The following is a 12,121-nucleotide window of genomic DNA, read 5'->3' as shown; positions in this document are numbered from 1 at the left end:
GAGTGACCGATGGCAGTGGGAACCGAGCGTGCCGTACTGGCGGGCGGTTGTTTCTGGGGCATGCAGGATCTGATCCGCAAGCAGCCGGGCGTGGTCTCCACGCGCGTCGGCTACAGCGGCGGGGACACGCCGAACGCGACGTACCGGAACCACGGCGACCACGCCGAGGCCATCGAGATCCTCTTCGACCCCGCGGTCACGAGCTACCGCGACATGCTGGAGTTCTTCTTCCAGGTCCACGATCCGACCACGCGGGACCGCCAGGGCAACGACATCGGCCGCAGCTACCGGTCCGCGATCTTCTACGGCGACGAGGAGCAGCACCGCGTCGCGCTGGACACGATCGCGGACGTCGAGGCGAGCGGGCTGTGGCCGGGCAAGGTGGTCACGGAGGTGGAGCCCGTGGGCGACTTCTGGGAGGCGGAACCCGAGCACCAGGACTACCTGGAGCGCTACCCCAACGGCTACACCTGTCACTTCCCGCGGCCGAACTGGAAGCTGCCGCGGCGCGGGCCGGCCACCGCGAACTGAGCCCCCCCATGGGGTGACCGACGCCCTGCGCCGCCCTGAAGTCCCCACGATCCGGGCCGTCTTCGAGTCGCCCGCCGTGCCGGTCACCGAGACTTCAGGACGGCGGGGTCCCGCGGCCGGGAGCCGGCGGCAGGGCCAGGTGGGCCAGGTCGCTCGGCGGAGGTGTGGTCACCGGCCACAGCGGAGCGGCGTCCCCGTCGGCGAGAGCGGCCGGTGCGTCGGTGAGGTTCATGCGCTCGCGCAGCCGGCTGTAGAAGTCCATCGGGCCCAGCCGGACCGCCCTCAGCCGGCGCGGTGCGGCGTACACGCCGATCCAGTCCCCGGGGCTCAGCACCCCGCGCAACTGGCCGTCGATGCTGACGGCGGCCTGCCCCGACCGCTCGAGGATCCGCAGGGCGACGGGCTCGTCGGGGGCGGCGACGACCGAGCGGTTGAACACCATGTGCGGGGCGACCGGTGTGAAGACCAGGCCCTCCGTACGCGGCGAGACGATCGGGCCGCCGGCGGCGAAGCTGTACGCGGTGGAGCCGGTGGGCGTGGCCACCAGCAGTGCGTCGGCCGAGTAGGAGGCCAGGAGCCGGCCGGCCAGATAGACACCGACCGACACCTGCCGGTCCCTGGCGAGCTTCTCCACGACGACGTCGTTGAGCGCGATGACGTCCAGCGCGACGCCCCAGTCGTCACCCGCCGTGCAGTCCGCGCGCACCCGGGGCGGCGGCAGCATGGGCCCGCGGCCGTACTGCAGCAGCGTCTCCATCTGCGCGGGCACCTCCAGCCGGCACGACGCCCGCATGGTGAGCAGCATCCGGCTCTCCACGGTGATCCGCTCCGCCTGCACCGCGTCCAGCGCAGCGCGTACCGCCGAGGCCGGGACCTCGGTGAGGAAGCCGACCCGGCCGAGGTCGACGCCGAGCAGCAGGGCGTCGTTCTCGGCCGCCAGCCGGGCGCCGCGCAAAAAGGTGCCGTCGCCGCCGAGCGTGACGATGAGATCGGGGTCGCCCGCCGCGTCGACCTCCTCGCGGGCGCTGTGCCGCGCCCCCTCCCGCCACACGTCGATGTCGGCGCACTCGACGTCGTGCTCCGCGCACCACTCACGCACCGCACGCGCGGCGGCCACGGCCTCGGCGCGACCACCGTGCACCACCAGGCCGATCCGGTTCACCGTCATACCCGCCTCCCAGCCGGCTGCTCCCGCTCGCCATCCTCGCCGCGGACCGGTTCCGACGCGACACGCGCCACGCCGCCGGGCCGCCGCGCCGAGCAGCCGCCGGGTGGGCGGGGTACGGCTGCGCGGGGCGCGGGGGCCGGACCGGCGGCCGGCCGTCGTCCGCCGGGCGGGCGCCCGGCGTGTGGCCGAACGTGCGGCGGAAGACGTCGATGGACGCGCTGGCCGAGGACCAGCCGCACCGGTGCGCCACCGACGTCACCGGCGTCCGCTCGGCCGGCAGGACCAGCGCGTGGTGCAGCCGCAACTGGGTGCGCCACTGCGGGAACGCCATCCCGAGGTCCCGGCGGAACGACCGCGAGCGGGTACGGTCGCTCGCCCCGACCTCCCGGCCCGGCTCGGCCAGGGTGCGGCCGTCGGCCGGATCGGCGCGCAGGATGTCGCACAGCGCGCCCAGCACCGGCGAGTCGGGCGTGGGCAGAGATGCAGGGGCTGCTGCGGCGAGACCCGCAGCTGGTCGGGCAACACCGCGCGCAGCCGGGCCCGTTCGGGGCTGCCGTCGTCCGGCGTGCCGGTGTGGGCGATCTCGCCGTGCGCCGTGTGGGCGTGGACCGTGCCGGCCGGCACTCAGATGGCGCGGGTGGCGGGGGCCACCCAGGCACCGGCGTCGGTGGTGACGCCCACGACTCCACGGCCGGCGCAGACGCTCTGGTGGTCGTCGTGCCGGTGGGAGAAGGACCAGGACTGCGGGGCTCCGTCCGCTTTCGCCGTCCCCGGCCGCCACGAGCGCCCCACCACCGGATCTCCCGAGGTCCGCACGCATGCCCCGCCGTCCACCGGGTACGCGAGGTCCGAGCACGCCCGGGAGCCGACGCGCCCGGGAGGCCCGTACGACCGCCGATACCTGGGGATCTGCCATGGAGACACCCGCATACGACGACCTGCCGACGCCGGCCCAGCAGGCGCTGGACGCGCTGGCCATGAACGCCGAGGACCAGGCCGCGCTGGACGTCCTCGCCCACAGCGACGTGCTCGTCCCCGTACCGGACGACGCGATCGACGGGGAGGGTGCCGACGCCACGTCCGTGGCCCTGCCCGTCCTCGACCAGCCCGGAGGCGAGGCGGTCGTGCCCGTGTTCACCACGGAGGGCGAGATGGCCGAGCTGCTGCCGTTCGTCTCCCGCTACCGCCTCGTCCCGCTCGGCGCCCTCGCCTCCCAATGGCCCGACGAGGACCTCTCGCTGGCCATAGACGGCAATTCCACCCACGCCCTGACGCTCACCTCGCAGGGGGTGCGCACACTGCTGGCGCGGTGAAAGCAGCGCGGTGACCGCGGCGAGGTGAAAGCGGCGCGGCGCACGGCGCGAACGGCCCCCGCTCACCCGCGCTCGCCGACGCGACCGATCACCGAACTGCTCGGGCGCAAAAATAGGACCATGGAATACATCGCCGGCGCGGCCGGGATCCTGGTCCTCGTCCTGGTCCTGACCAGCATCCTTCGCACCCTCGTGGTACCCCGAGGCCTCTACTCCGCGCTGGTGTTCCGCCTGTGGTGGAGCCTGCGCAGACTGCTGCGGCTCACCGCCGTCCGCGGCGGCTACGACGCGATGGACCGCGCCCAGACCTGGCTCGCCCCGCTGATGCTCATCGGCATGCTCGCCAGCTGGCTCGCCGGCGCGCTGTTCGGCTTCGGTCTGCTGCTGTACTCGCTTTCCCCGCTGTCGTGGAGCACCGCGTTCCGGGAGGCGGGCTCCAGCCTGTTCACGCTCGGTTTCGCCGGCGGCGCCCGGTTGAGGCTGTCGGTGCTCGACTTCGTGGCCGCGGCCACCGGCCCGGTCCTGATCGCCCTGCAGATCGCCTATCTGCCCACCCTGTACGCCGCCTACAACCGCCGCGAACTGGAGGTCACCCTGCTCCAGGCGCGGGCCGGCGAGCCCGCCTGGGGACCGGAGATCCTCGCCCGGCAGTGGCTGGTCGACACCGAGACCGCGCTGCCGGCGCTGTATCGCGCCTGGGAGCGGCTCGCCGCGGACATGGGCGAGAGCCACTCGACGTACCCCATCCTGCTGACCTTCCGTTCCCCGCGCCCGCACCGCAGCTGGCTGGTCGGGCTCGTCGCGGTGATGGACGCGGCGGCGCTGCAGCTGGCCCTGGAACCGCGGCTCGCCCCGCCGGAGGCCCGGCTGGTGCTGCGGGCGGGCTTCACCGCCCTGCGCGACATCGCCCGCGCGCTGCGCATCCCCTTCGACGACGACCCGTCGCCGGACGCGACGATCCGGCTCACCTTCGCCGAGTTCGACGCGGCCGTGGCCATGCTGGAGTCGGCCGGGTTCCAGGTCGAGCGCCCGACGAAGGAGGCCTGGGCGCACTTCCAGGGCTGGCGGGTCAACTACGAGGCGATCGCCTATGAACTGTGCCGTCGCTGCGACGCCGTACCCGGGCTGTGGACCGGCCCCCGCGACTTCCCCGGCGGCCCGATCCCGCCCGAGCGCCCGCAGGACCGCCGCCCCGGGGAAGGACGGCCGGAACTGCCCCCCGCCACCGGATAGTCCCCGGCCCGCCGAGGGAAGATCCCAGCGAAAGACAGGTCCAAGACAGGTCCAAGCCAGGTCCGGACGCGTGCGAAGGAGCCGATGGTCGTGAGGGTCGTCCTGCTGGGCACCGCCGCCGGGGGCGGCTTCCCGCAGTGGAACTGCGCCTGCTCGCTGTGCACGGCCGCCCGGGACGGCAAGCTGCCCTCCCGCACCCAGGAGTGCGCCGCCGTCACCGGCAACGGCCGCGACTGGTGGCTGCTGAACGCCTCGCCCGATCTGCGTGCCCAGCTCGCCGCCACACCGGCGCTGTGGCCGGGCCCCGGCCCTCGGGACACCCCGCTGCGCGGCGTCCTGCTCACCGACGCCGAGGCGGACCACGTCACCGGCCTGGCCGAACTGCGCGGAGCGGCGGGCCTGAAGGTCTACGCGGCCCCGCCGGTCCGCGCCGTGCTGGGCCCGGCCCGCGCCGCCCTGGACCGCTACGCCCCCTGGGAGTGGGCGGACAGCCTGGCCGACGGCGGATTCGTGCTGGCCGGCGGACTGGTGGTCACGGCCCATCCGGTCGGCACGAAGATCCCGAAGTACGTGCCGGCGCAGGTGCCCGGGCCCGCCGGCCCGTGGGTGACGGCGTACCGCATCGAGAACCTGGCGAGCGGGGGAGTGCTGGTGTACGCACCCTGCGTGGGCGCCTGGAGCCCGGCGCTGGACGAGCTGTGCGCCGAGGCGGACTGCGTGCTGCTGGACGGCACCTTCTTCGCGGCCGACGAGATGGGCGTGGCGGTGCGGTCCGGCGCCGGGCAGTCGGCGATGGGGCATCTGCCGGTCACGGGCCCGGACGGCACGCTCGCGGCGCTGTCCCGCCACCCCGGCGCACGCCGGGTCTACACCCACCTCAACAACACGAACCCGCTGCTCGACCCGGCGTCACCGGCATGCGCGCGTGTCGCCGAGGAGGGCGTCGAGGTGCTGCCCGACGGGGCCGAGCTGGTGCTCTGAGGCGCCTGCCGGGCGCCCTAGCGTTCCTGTCCGGTGAGCATCCGTTCCAGTACGGCGCGCTGCAGCGGCTGCACGTCGGCGTGCAGCGCGCGCCCCTTCGAGGTGAGCGCCACCCACACGCCGCGCCGGTCCTCGGCGCACACCGAGCGCTCCACCAGACCGTCCTTCTCCAGCCGGCCGATCAGCCGGGACAGCGCGCTCTGGCTGAGGTGGACCCGGCCGACCAGGTTCTGCACCCGGCACTGGTCGCCCTCCGCGGGCGACTCGGTCGCCAGGATGTCCAGCACCTCGAAGTCGCTGGCGCCCAGCCCGTGCGGGTGCAGGACTCGGTCGATCTCGCACATCGTGTGCGCGTGCACGGCGAGGATGTCCCGCCACCGTTCCTCGAGCCGGGCGTCGGCCGTCTTGACTGCCATACCGGCACCGTAGCACCGATCCGGCCAGTCGTTGAGTGTGCAACTAGTGTGGGTGTGGGCGCGTGGGCCGGGGCCCGCGCGAGCGGTGCTCAGGCGACCGGGTCCTGGAGAAGTCCGATCAGGTTGCCGTCGGGGTCCTTGACGGAGGCGATCAGCCGCCCGTTGCCGACGTCCCGCACGTCCTGGACGACTTCGGCGCCGGCTCCCAGCAGCGCGGCGAGGCGCTCCCGCAGGTCGGTGACGTGCCAGAACGGCACCGGACCTGTCAGCCCCTGCGCATGCCCGTTCGGGTCGAGGCCGACGTCCTGCCCCTCGGCCTTGAAGCCGGTGAAGTAGGGCTCGTCGGCGTACGGCTCGACGCCCAGCAGGGCGGTGAACAGGGCCTTGGCGCGGTCCTTGTCCTTGACGGGGTAGATGATCGTCTGCACACCGGCGGTCATGGTTCTCTCCTTCTGAAGGCGCGTGGTCCGACGGGCTTCCGCCGGTGCACCCCACGCTAGGCGCGGGGAGAGCGTCGCGGCTTCTTCGATCCTGACCGGTTGCGGGCCCCCGGTGGCTCCTCGTCGTGCGGTCGTCCTCGATGACGTGGTTCGGCCACCGCCGAACCGTCGGTGACGGGCCCGGACGCAAGGGACGGCCGGGCCCGCGCCGATTTTCCGGGGTCATATGCACGCCCCTCGGTCGCACGGCCGTTCGGTACCGGACAACGGCCGCGGAGTGCCGGACGCGGCGGCGTCGCCCGGTCCACAGTGGGAACACTGCGTACAAGGAGGCCGGGGACGGAGGCGGACGGATGATGGGAACCCCCTCGGGCCGGATGCGGCAGACGATTCTGGAATGGCTCAAGGAGCCCGCGGCCCACTTCCCGGCGCCCGGTCGCCGCGACCTCGCCGCGACCGGAGTCACCGCGCGCGCCGTGGCCGCCAAGCTGGGCGTGCGCCCCCGGACCGCCCGCGCCCATCTGGACTTCCTCACCCGGCTCGGTGTGCTCAGCACCCGCCGCCTCTACTGCCGCACCTACTACCGCCGCGACGAGATCCGCATCGCCGAGGTGGCCCGGGTGTTCGAGAAGGGGTGGTGACGCACGGCGCCGGTGAGACGTCGGACCGTGCGGGGCAGGATGGAGGCAGGGGTGGGTCGGGCTCGGCGCACCCCCGGCGGCGGGAGCGGCCGACCGACGGCGAAGGGCACCGCACATGGACCGACCCGTGGCACTCGTCCCGCTCCACTACGTCTCCCTCGGCGCCCGCGGCCCCGAGGACGTGGTGGCCGACGCGCAGGGGCGCGTGCTGACCGGCGTGGAGGACGGCCGCATCCTGCGCCTGCAGCACCTCGGCGACCCGCGGACGGCCCGCGTGGAGGTGCTGGCCGAGACCGGCGGCCGCCCCCTCGGACTCGAACCGCTGCCGGACGGCGGCCTGTTGGTCTGCGACTCGGAACGCGGCCTGCTGCGCGTCGACCCCGGCCACGGCTCCGGCCACGGCGCGGTCCGGGTCCTCGCGGACGCGGTGGCGGGGGAGCGGCTCCGCTTCTGCAGCAACGTCGTCGCCCTGCCGGACGGCACCGTGTACGTCACGGCCTCCAGCCGCCGCCGTCCGCTGGAGCAGTGGATCGGCGACATCGTCGAGCACACCGGCACCGGACGGCTGCTGCGCCTTCGACCCGAGGGCGGTGAGCCCGAAGTCCTGCTGGACGGGCTGCAGTTCGCCAACGGCCTGGCGGTCGGCGCCGACGGCTCGTTCCTGGTGATCGCCGAGACCGGCGCCTGCCGCCTCACCCGCTACCACCTCACCGGCCCGCGTGCCGGCCGCGCCGACCTCTTCGCCACGCTTCCCGGCATGCCGGACAACCTCTGGCGCGAGGGCCCCACCGGCCCGCTCTGGGTCGCGCTCGCGAGCCCGCGGGTCCCGCCGCTGGACCTCCTGCACCGCGCCCCGCCCGCCGTGCGCGGCGCCGCCGCCCGGGCCGCCGTGCGCGCGCCCTACCGCCCGAGCGGCACGATCGGGGTGATGGCTCTCGACGACGCCGGCCGGACCGTACGGCACCTGGTCCGCCGCCGCTCGGGCTTCCGCATGGTCACCAGCGTCTGCGCGACGGGGGACCACCTCGTCCTCGGCAGCCTCCGGGAGCCCGGCGTCGCGGTCTGCGCCCGGCCCGAGGCCCCCTGACCGGGCGGTACGCTGGGGCCCGGCCGTGATCACCCGTCGGGGCAGGCCGTGCAACCCGTCGGGCGGGCCGAACAGGAGCCGTATCACCATGACAGCCCCGGAAGCCGAGAGCCTCCGTGCCCGCCCCGCCCCACGCCGGCGGTCCCAGTGGCGTGGCCAGGCGCCCGTGGTCGCGGTGGTCGCCCTCGGCGGCGCCCTCGGCGCGTGCGGCCGCTACGCCCTGACGCTCGCGTGGCCCACGCCGCCCGGCACCTTCCCCTGGGCGACGTTCTGGACCAACGTCGCCGGATGCGCCGTGATCGGCGTGTTCATGGTGCTGATCACCGAGGTGTGGACCGCGCACCGCCTCGTCCGCCCCTTCTTCGGCACCGGCGTGCTCGGCGGCTTCACCACCTTCTCCACCTACGCCGTCGACATCCGCAGGCTGGTCGACGCGGGCCGCCCCGCACTCGGCCCGGCCTATCTCGCCGCGACGCTGTGCGCGGCCCTCGGCGCGGTGTGGCTCGCCTCCGCCGCCGCCCGCCTGGTGCTGGTCAGGAGCCACCGATGAGCGCGCTCGCCCGCCGGGTCCTCGGGCCGACCGTCCGCGCCGGCGAGGAGGACACCTGGCGCCGGGGACCGGTGACGCCACAGGCGTGCGAGGTCGCGCGGTACGCGGGAGGCGCGTGCGGCACGGGAGACATGGACCCGAAGGGTAAGAAGTCGTTGTGAACTGGCTGCTGGTCATCGCGGGCGCCGTGGTCGGCGCGCCGCTGCGCTACCTCACCGACCGCGCCGTGCAGGCCCGCCACGACTCCACGTTCCCCTGGGGCACCCTCGCGGTGAACGTCACCGGCTGCCTGGTCCTCGGACTGCTCACCGGCGCGGCCTCCGCCGGGGCCGCCGGGCCCCACCTGCAGCTCCTGCTGGGCACGGGGCTGTGCGGGGCGCTGACGACGTACTCCACGTTCTCCTACGAGACGCTGAGGCTGACCGAGGCCGGCTCCGGGCTCTACGCTGCCGTCAACGCCGCAGCGAGCGTGGTGGCGGGGCTCGCCGCGGCCTTCGCCGGTGTCTGGCTCGCCGGAGCCCTGTGGGCCTAGCGCTTGCCATGCGGCAGGGCACAGCAAGTACTGTCTACAGCACTGTCGACCAACTCTCCTCAGAACTGGATCCCATGAGCGCCATCTCCGTCGGTCAAGCCGTCGTCCTCGGGGTAGTCGAGGGGGTGACCGAGTTCCTCCCGGTGTCCTCCACGGGTCACCTGAAGATCGCCGAGGGGCTCATGAACATCCCCGTCGACGACAAGTCCGTCGTCGGGTTCTCCGCCGTCATCCAGGTCGGCGCCATCGCCGCCGTGCTCGTGTACTTCTTCAAGGACATCAAGCGGATCGTCTCCGCCTGGTTCCGCGGTCTGACCAACCGTGAGGAGCGCTACCACCACGACTACAAGTTCGCCTGGTGGGTGATCGCCGCCACGGTTCCGATCGTCGTGGTCGGTCTTGCCGCGAAGCCGCTGATCGACGGTGCGCTGGCCTCGCTGTGGGTGGTCGCCGGTTCCCTGATCGCCGGCTCGGGCGTGATGTGGGCCGCCGACCAGATGGGCCGGCACAAGCGCGGTGAGGACGACACCTCCTTCAAGGACGCGATGTGGGTCGGCTGCTCGCAGATCCTCGCGCTGCTCTTCCCCGGCTTCTCCCGCTCCGGCGCCACCATGTCCACCGCGCTCATCCGGGACCTGGACCGCCTCGCCGCCACCCGCCTGTCGTTCTTCCTCGGCATCCCGGCGCTGACCGGCGCGGGCCTGTACGAGCTGAAGGACGCCCTCGGTGCGGGCGTGGGCGCGGCGCCGCTGGCCGTCGGCACCGTCATCTCGTTCGTGGTCGCCTACGCCTCCATCGCCTGGCTGCTGAAGTTCGTCGCCAAGCACTCCTTCAACGCCTTCGTGATCTACCGCATCGTCATCGGCGTGGGCCTGCTCGGTCTGCTCACGACGGGCGTGCTCAACGCCTGACCCGATTCCCGCCGATCACCCACGGGGTGCGGATGCCTGCATTCAGGCGCCGCACCCCGTGCATATTTTCCTACGGGACGCCTTGACAGTCCCGGCGCGCAACCCGCAGGATCGCTCCCGTGAACCTGTCAGACAGCCAGACAGGTGGCTCGGTCCCCCGGCGCGTGAGCGCCATGGAAGCGGTCCTCGGCCATCTGCGCGGCGCCATCGAACGCGGCGAGTACGCCATCGGCGACAAGCTCCCCTCCGAGGCCGAGCTGTGCCGCACCCTCGAGGTGTCCCGGCCCGTGCTGCGCGAGGCGCTGCGCGCGCTGCAGACAATGGGCCTCACGGTCTCCCGGACCGGCAAGGGCACCTTCGTCGTCGCCGGCACGGTGGAGGACCCCACCTTCGGCGACTACGCGGCCAGCGACCTGCTGGAGGTGCGCCGGCACATCGAGATCCCCGTCGCCGGTTACGCGGCTCTGCGCCGCACCCCGGAGAACCTGGATCATCTGGCCCACCTGCTCGACCGCATGGAGCAGGAGACGGACACCACCGCCTGGGTCGCGATGGACACCCTCTTCCACCTCGCGATCGCCGAGGCCGCCCAGAACCCGGTCTTCCGCCGGGTCATCGAGGAGATCCGCGACGCACTGGCGCGTCAGTCGGCCTTCCTCAACGAGCTGGGCGGTCGCCGCGAGCAGTCCAACCGCGAGCACCGGGCGATCGTCGAGGCGCTGGTCGACGGCTGCGAACACGACGCGGTGGAGGCGATGAACCACCACCTGGACCGCGTCGAGACGACCCTGACCCACATCGTGCGTCCCCAGCGGACGGACCTCCCCGCGGAAGGCGGACCCGAGGCGTGAGCGAACAGCACCTCAAAGGCGAGACGCGCCCCTCGTCCGGCCATGTCGACGCCGGAGACGCCGGCTACAGCAAAGGCCTGAAGCACCGGCACGTCAACATGATCGCCATCGGCGGTGCCATCGGCACCGGCCTCTTCCTCGGCGCGGGCGGCCGGCTCGCCGACGCCGGGCCCTCCCTGTTCATCGCGTACGCCGTCTGCGGCGTCTTCGCCTTCCTGGTCGTGCGCGCCCTCGGCGAACTCGTCCTGTACCGCCCGTCCTCCGGCGCCTTCGTGTCGTACGCCCGGGAGTTCCTGGGCGAGAAGGGCGCGTACACCGCGGGCTGGATGTACTTCCTGAACTGGGCCACCACCGGCATCGCCGACATCACGGCGGTCGCGACCTACACCCACTACTGGGGTATGTTCTCGGACCTGCCCCAGTGGCTGATCGCCCTGATGGCGCTGGCCGTCGTCCTGACGGTGAACCTGATCTCGGTCAAGATCTTCGGCGAACTGGAGTTCTGGTTCGCGATCGTCAAGGTCGGCGCGCTCGTGGTCTTCATGTGCATCGGCATCTTCCTGCTGGTCACCCAGCACCCGGTCGACGGCCACCACCCCGGCCCGTCCCTGATCACCGACAACGGCGGCCTCTTCCCGGGCGGCCTGCTGCCGATGCTGCTGATCATCCAGGGCGTCGTCTTCGCCTACGCCTCCGTCGAGCTGGTCGGCGTCGCCGCCGGTGAGACCGAGAACCCCGAGAAGATCATGCCGAAGGCGATCAACTCGATCATGTGGCGCGTGGGCCTGTTCTACGTCGGCTCGGTCGTCCTGCTCTCGATGCTGCTGCCCTGGAACGTGTACCGGGCCGGTGAGAGCCCCTTCGTGACCGTCCTGTCCCACATCGGCGTCCCCGCGGCCGGCGGCGTGATGAACCTGGTCGTGCTCACCGCCGCCATGTCCTCGCTGAACTCCGGGCTGTACTCCACCGGCCGCATCCTGCGCTCCATGGCGATGAGCGGCTCGGCGCCGAAGTTCACCGCGCGGATGAGCCGCAGCCAGGTCCCGTACGGCGGAATCCTCCTCACCAGCGGTATGTGTGTCCTCGGCGTGGGTCTCAACTACGTCGTCCCCGCCGACGCGTTCGAGATCGTCCTCAACTTCGCCGCGATCGGCATCCTCGCGACCTGGGGCATGATCATGGTCTGTCACCTGCTCTTCTGGCGGAAGACCCGGCTCGGCGAACTGGCCCGGCCGTCCTACCGGCTGCCGGGCTCCCCCTGGACCGAACTCGTGACGCTGGCGTTCCTCGCCTGTGTCCTGGTCCTCATGTACGCCGACGGCGGCGCCGGACGCACCACCGTGCTCTGTCTGCCGCTGATCGTCGCAGCGCTGGTCGCGGGCTGGTACGCCGTCCGCGGCCGCATATCCCGCATGTCCACCGGCGCAGACGCGTGACCCGCGTACCGGCCGACCCCGACTCACGATT

The 12,121-nt window shown here is 72.8% G+C and carries 15 protein-coding genes and 1 pseudogene; 12 read left to right on the top strand and 4 right to left on the bottom strand.

The features are described 5' to 3' along the window. The first annotated feature begins 9 nt into the window (after positions 1 to 9). Positions 10 to 531 (top strand): peptide-methionine (S)-S-oxide reductase MsrA, encoded by a 522-nt coding sequence (gene msrA / locus AQI95_RS13745; RefSeq protein ID WP_067122103.1) that lies wholly within the window; start codon positions 10 to 12, stop codon positions 529 to 531. Positions 532 to 625: 94 nt separating this feature from the next. On the opposite strand, the gene AQI95_RS13740 is transcribed toward msrA, so the two are convergent. Together AQI95_RS13740 and AQI95_RS48950 are read right to left on the bottom strand one after the other, a co-directional pair. Then, positions 626 to 1,699: an NAD(+)/NADH kinase gene (locus AQI95_RS13740; RefSeq protein WP_067122100.1), complete on the bottom strand. Its 1,074-nt coding sequence runs from the start codon at positions 1,697 to 1,699 to the stop codon at positions 626 to 628. A 160-nt stretch (positions 1,700 to 1,859) separates the two neighbouring features. After that, positions 1,860 to 2,494 (bottom strand): annotated as a pseudogene (locus AQI95_RS48950) (helix-turn-helix transcriptional regulator); the annotation flags it as partial. Positions 2,495 to 2,613: 119 nt separating this feature from the next. Between AQI95_RS48950 and AQI95_RS13730 the strand changes: the two are divergent. The 3 genes from AQI95_RS13730 to pqqB all read left to right on the top strand — a co-directional run bounded on the left by AQI95_RS13730 (position 2,614) and on the right by pqqB (position 5,226). Continuing rightward, positions 2,614 to 3,012: an SseB family protein gene (locus tag AQI95_RS13730; RefSeq protein WP_067122094.1), complete on the top strand. Its 399-nt coding sequence runs from the start codon at positions 2,614 to 2,616 to the stop codon at positions 3,010 to 3,012. A 120-nt stretch (positions 3,013 to 3,132) separates the two neighbouring features. Then, the gene (locus AQI95_RS13725; RefSeq protein ID WP_067122091.1) at positions 3,133 to 4,245 is read left to right on the top strand and encodes a hypothetical protein; all 1,113 of its coding nucleotides are present in this window, start codon (positions 3,133 to 3,135) and stop codon (positions 4,243 to 4,245) included. A gap of 90 nt (positions 4,246 to 4,335) precedes the next feature. Continuing rightward, entirely contained in the window at positions 4,336 to 5,226 is an 891-nt protein-coding gene (gene pqqB, locus AQI95_RS13720; protein WP_067123071.1) for a pyrroloquinoline quinone biosynthesis protein PqqB, read from the top strand. A gap of 17 nt (positions 5,227 to 5,243) precedes the next feature. Here pqqB and AQI95_RS13715 read toward each other — a convergent pair whose 3' ends face one another. Further along, positions 5,244 to 5,642 (bottom strand): MarR family winged helix-turn-helix transcriptional regulator, encoded by a 399-nt coding sequence (locus AQI95_RS13715; protein WP_067122088.1) that lies wholly within the window; start codon positions 5,640 to 5,642, stop codon positions 5,244 to 5,246. Between the two features lie 89 nt (positions 5,643 to 5,731). Continuing rightward, positions 5,732 to 6,082, bottom strand: a complete 351-nt coding sequence (locus tag AQI95_RS13710; RefSeq protein WP_067122084.1) for a VOC family protein — start codon at positions 6,080 to 6,082, stop codon at positions 5,732 to 5,734. Between the two features lie 353 nt (positions 6,083 to 6,435). Here AQI95_RS13710 and AQI95_RS13705 point away from each other — a divergent pair, with 353 nt between their 5' ends. From AQI95_RS13705 to AQI95_RS13675, 8 genes are all read left to right on the top strand, one after another. Then, positions 6,436 to 6,723, top strand: coding sequence for a helix-turn-helix domain-containing protein (locus tag AQI95_RS13705; protein ID WP_067122082.1), 288 nt, complete (start codon positions 6,436 to 6,438; stop codon positions 6,721 to 6,723). Positions 6,724 to 6,838: 115 nt separating this feature from the next. After that, complete coding sequence (locus tag AQI95_RS13700; protein ID WP_067122079.1) at positions 6,839 to 7,810, top strand: SMP-30/gluconolactonase/LRE family protein; 972 nt, start codon at positions 6,839 to 6,841, stop codon at positions 7,808 to 7,810. An 88-nt stretch (positions 7,811 to 7,898) separates the two neighbouring features. Beyond that, positions 7,899 to 8,360 carry a fluoride efflux transporter FluC gene (locus tag AQI95_RS13695; protein ID WP_067122076.1) on the top strand — a complete coding sequence of 154 codons (462 nt, stop codon included), beginning with the start codon at positions 7,899 to 7,901 and terminating at the stop codon, positions 8,358 to 8,360. Continuing rightward, positions 8,357 to 8,521 carry a hypothetical protein gene (locus AQI95_RS47310; RefSeq protein ID WP_159056515.1) on the top strand — a complete coding sequence of 55 codons (165 nt, stop codon included), beginning with the start codon at positions 8,357 to 8,359 and terminating at the stop codon, positions 8,519 to 8,521. The genes AQI95_RS13695 and AQI95_RS47310 overlap by 4 nt, the downstream gene beginning before the upstream one ends. Continuing rightward, positions 8,518 to 8,892, top strand: coding sequence for a fluoride efflux transporter CrcB (crcB, locus tag AQI95_RS13690; protein WP_067122073.1), 375 nt, complete (start codon positions 8,518 to 8,520; stop codon positions 8,890 to 8,892). Before AQI95_RS47310 ends, crcB begins: the two co-directional genes overlap by 4 nt. Positions 8,893 to 8,966: 74 nt before the next feature. Then, positions 8,967 to 9,803, top strand: coding sequence for an undecaprenyl-diphosphate phosphatase (locus tag AQI95_RS13685; RefSeq protein ID WP_067122070.1), 837 nt, complete (start codon positions 8,967 to 8,969; stop codon positions 9,801 to 9,803). Between the two features lie 173 nt (positions 9,804 to 9,976). Further along, positions 9,977 to 10,654, top strand: coding sequence for a FadR/GntR family transcriptional regulator (locus AQI95_RS13680; protein WP_067122067.1), 678 nt, complete (start codon positions 9,977 to 9,979; stop codon positions 10,652 to 10,654). Continuing rightward, on the top strand, positions 10,651 to 12,090 hold the full coding sequence (locus tag AQI95_RS13675; protein WP_067122065.1) for an amino acid permease: 1,440 nt from the start codon (positions 10,651 to 10,653) through the stop codon (positions 12,088 to 12,090). The genes AQI95_RS13680 and AQI95_RS13675 overlap by 4 nt, the downstream gene beginning before the upstream one ends. Positions 12,091 to 12,121 lie beyond the last annotated feature (31 nt).

This window comes from Streptomyces yokosukanensis (assembly GCF_001514035.1).
Taxonomy (GTDB): Bacteria; Actinomycetota; Actinomycetes; order Streptomycetales; family Streptomycetaceae; genus Streptomyces; species Streptomyces yokosukanensis.
Note: the sequence above shows the minus strand (reverse complement) of the source record. Positions and strands in the feature narration are given on the sequence as shown.

Bases quoted from the DNA above. Each gene is read 5' to 3' on its own strand.
- AQI95_RS13715 (WP_067122088.1), bottom strand. From the start codon at position 5,642: ATGGCAGTCAAGACGGCCGACGCCCGGCTCGAGGAACGGTGGCGGGAC.
- msrA (WP_067122103.1), top strand. From the start codon at position 10: ATGGCAGTGGGAACCGAGCGTGCCGTACTGGCGGGCGGTTGTTTCTGG.
- AQI95_RS13680 (WP_067122067.1), top strand. From the start codon at position 9,977: ATGGAAGCGGTCCTCGGCCATCTGCGCGGCGCCATCGAACGCGGCGAG.
- AQI95_RS47310 (WP_159056515.1), top strand. From the start codon at position 8,357: ATGAGCGCGCTCGCCCGCCGGGTCCTCGGGCCGACCGTCCGCGCCGGC.
- AQI95_RS13700 (WP_067122079.1), top strand. From the start codon at position 6,839: ATGGACCGACCCGTGGCACTCGTCCCGCTCCACTACGTCTCCCTCGGC.
- AQI95_RS13740 (WP_067122100.1), bottom strand. From the start codon at position 1,699: ATGACGGTGAACCGGATCGGCCTGGTGGTGCACGGTGGTCGCGCCGAG.
- AQI95_RS13685 (WP_067122070.1), top strand. From the start codon at position 8,967: ATGAGCGCCATCTCCGTCGGTCAAGCCGTCGTCCTCGGGGTAGTCGAG.
- AQI95_RS13705 (WP_067122082.1), top strand. From the start codon at position 6,436: ATGATGGGAACCCCCTCGGGCCGGATGCGGCAGACGATTCTGGAATGG.
- AQI95_RS13710 (WP_067122084.1), bottom strand. From the start codon at position 6,082: ATGACCGCCGGTGTGCAGACGATCATCTACCCCGTCAAGGACAAGGAC.
- AQI95_RS13730 (WP_067122094.1), top strand. From the start codon at position 2,614: ATGGAGACACCCGCATACGACGACCTGCCGACGCCGGCCCAGCAGGCG.
- AQI95_RS13725 (WP_067122091.1), top strand. From the start codon at position 3,133: ATGGAATACATCGCCGGCGCGGCCGGGATCCTGGTCCTCGTCCTGGTC.
- AQI95_RS13695 (WP_067122076.1), top strand. From the start codon at position 7,899: ATGACAGCCCCGGAAGCCGAGAGCCTCCGTGCCCGCCCCGCCCCACGC.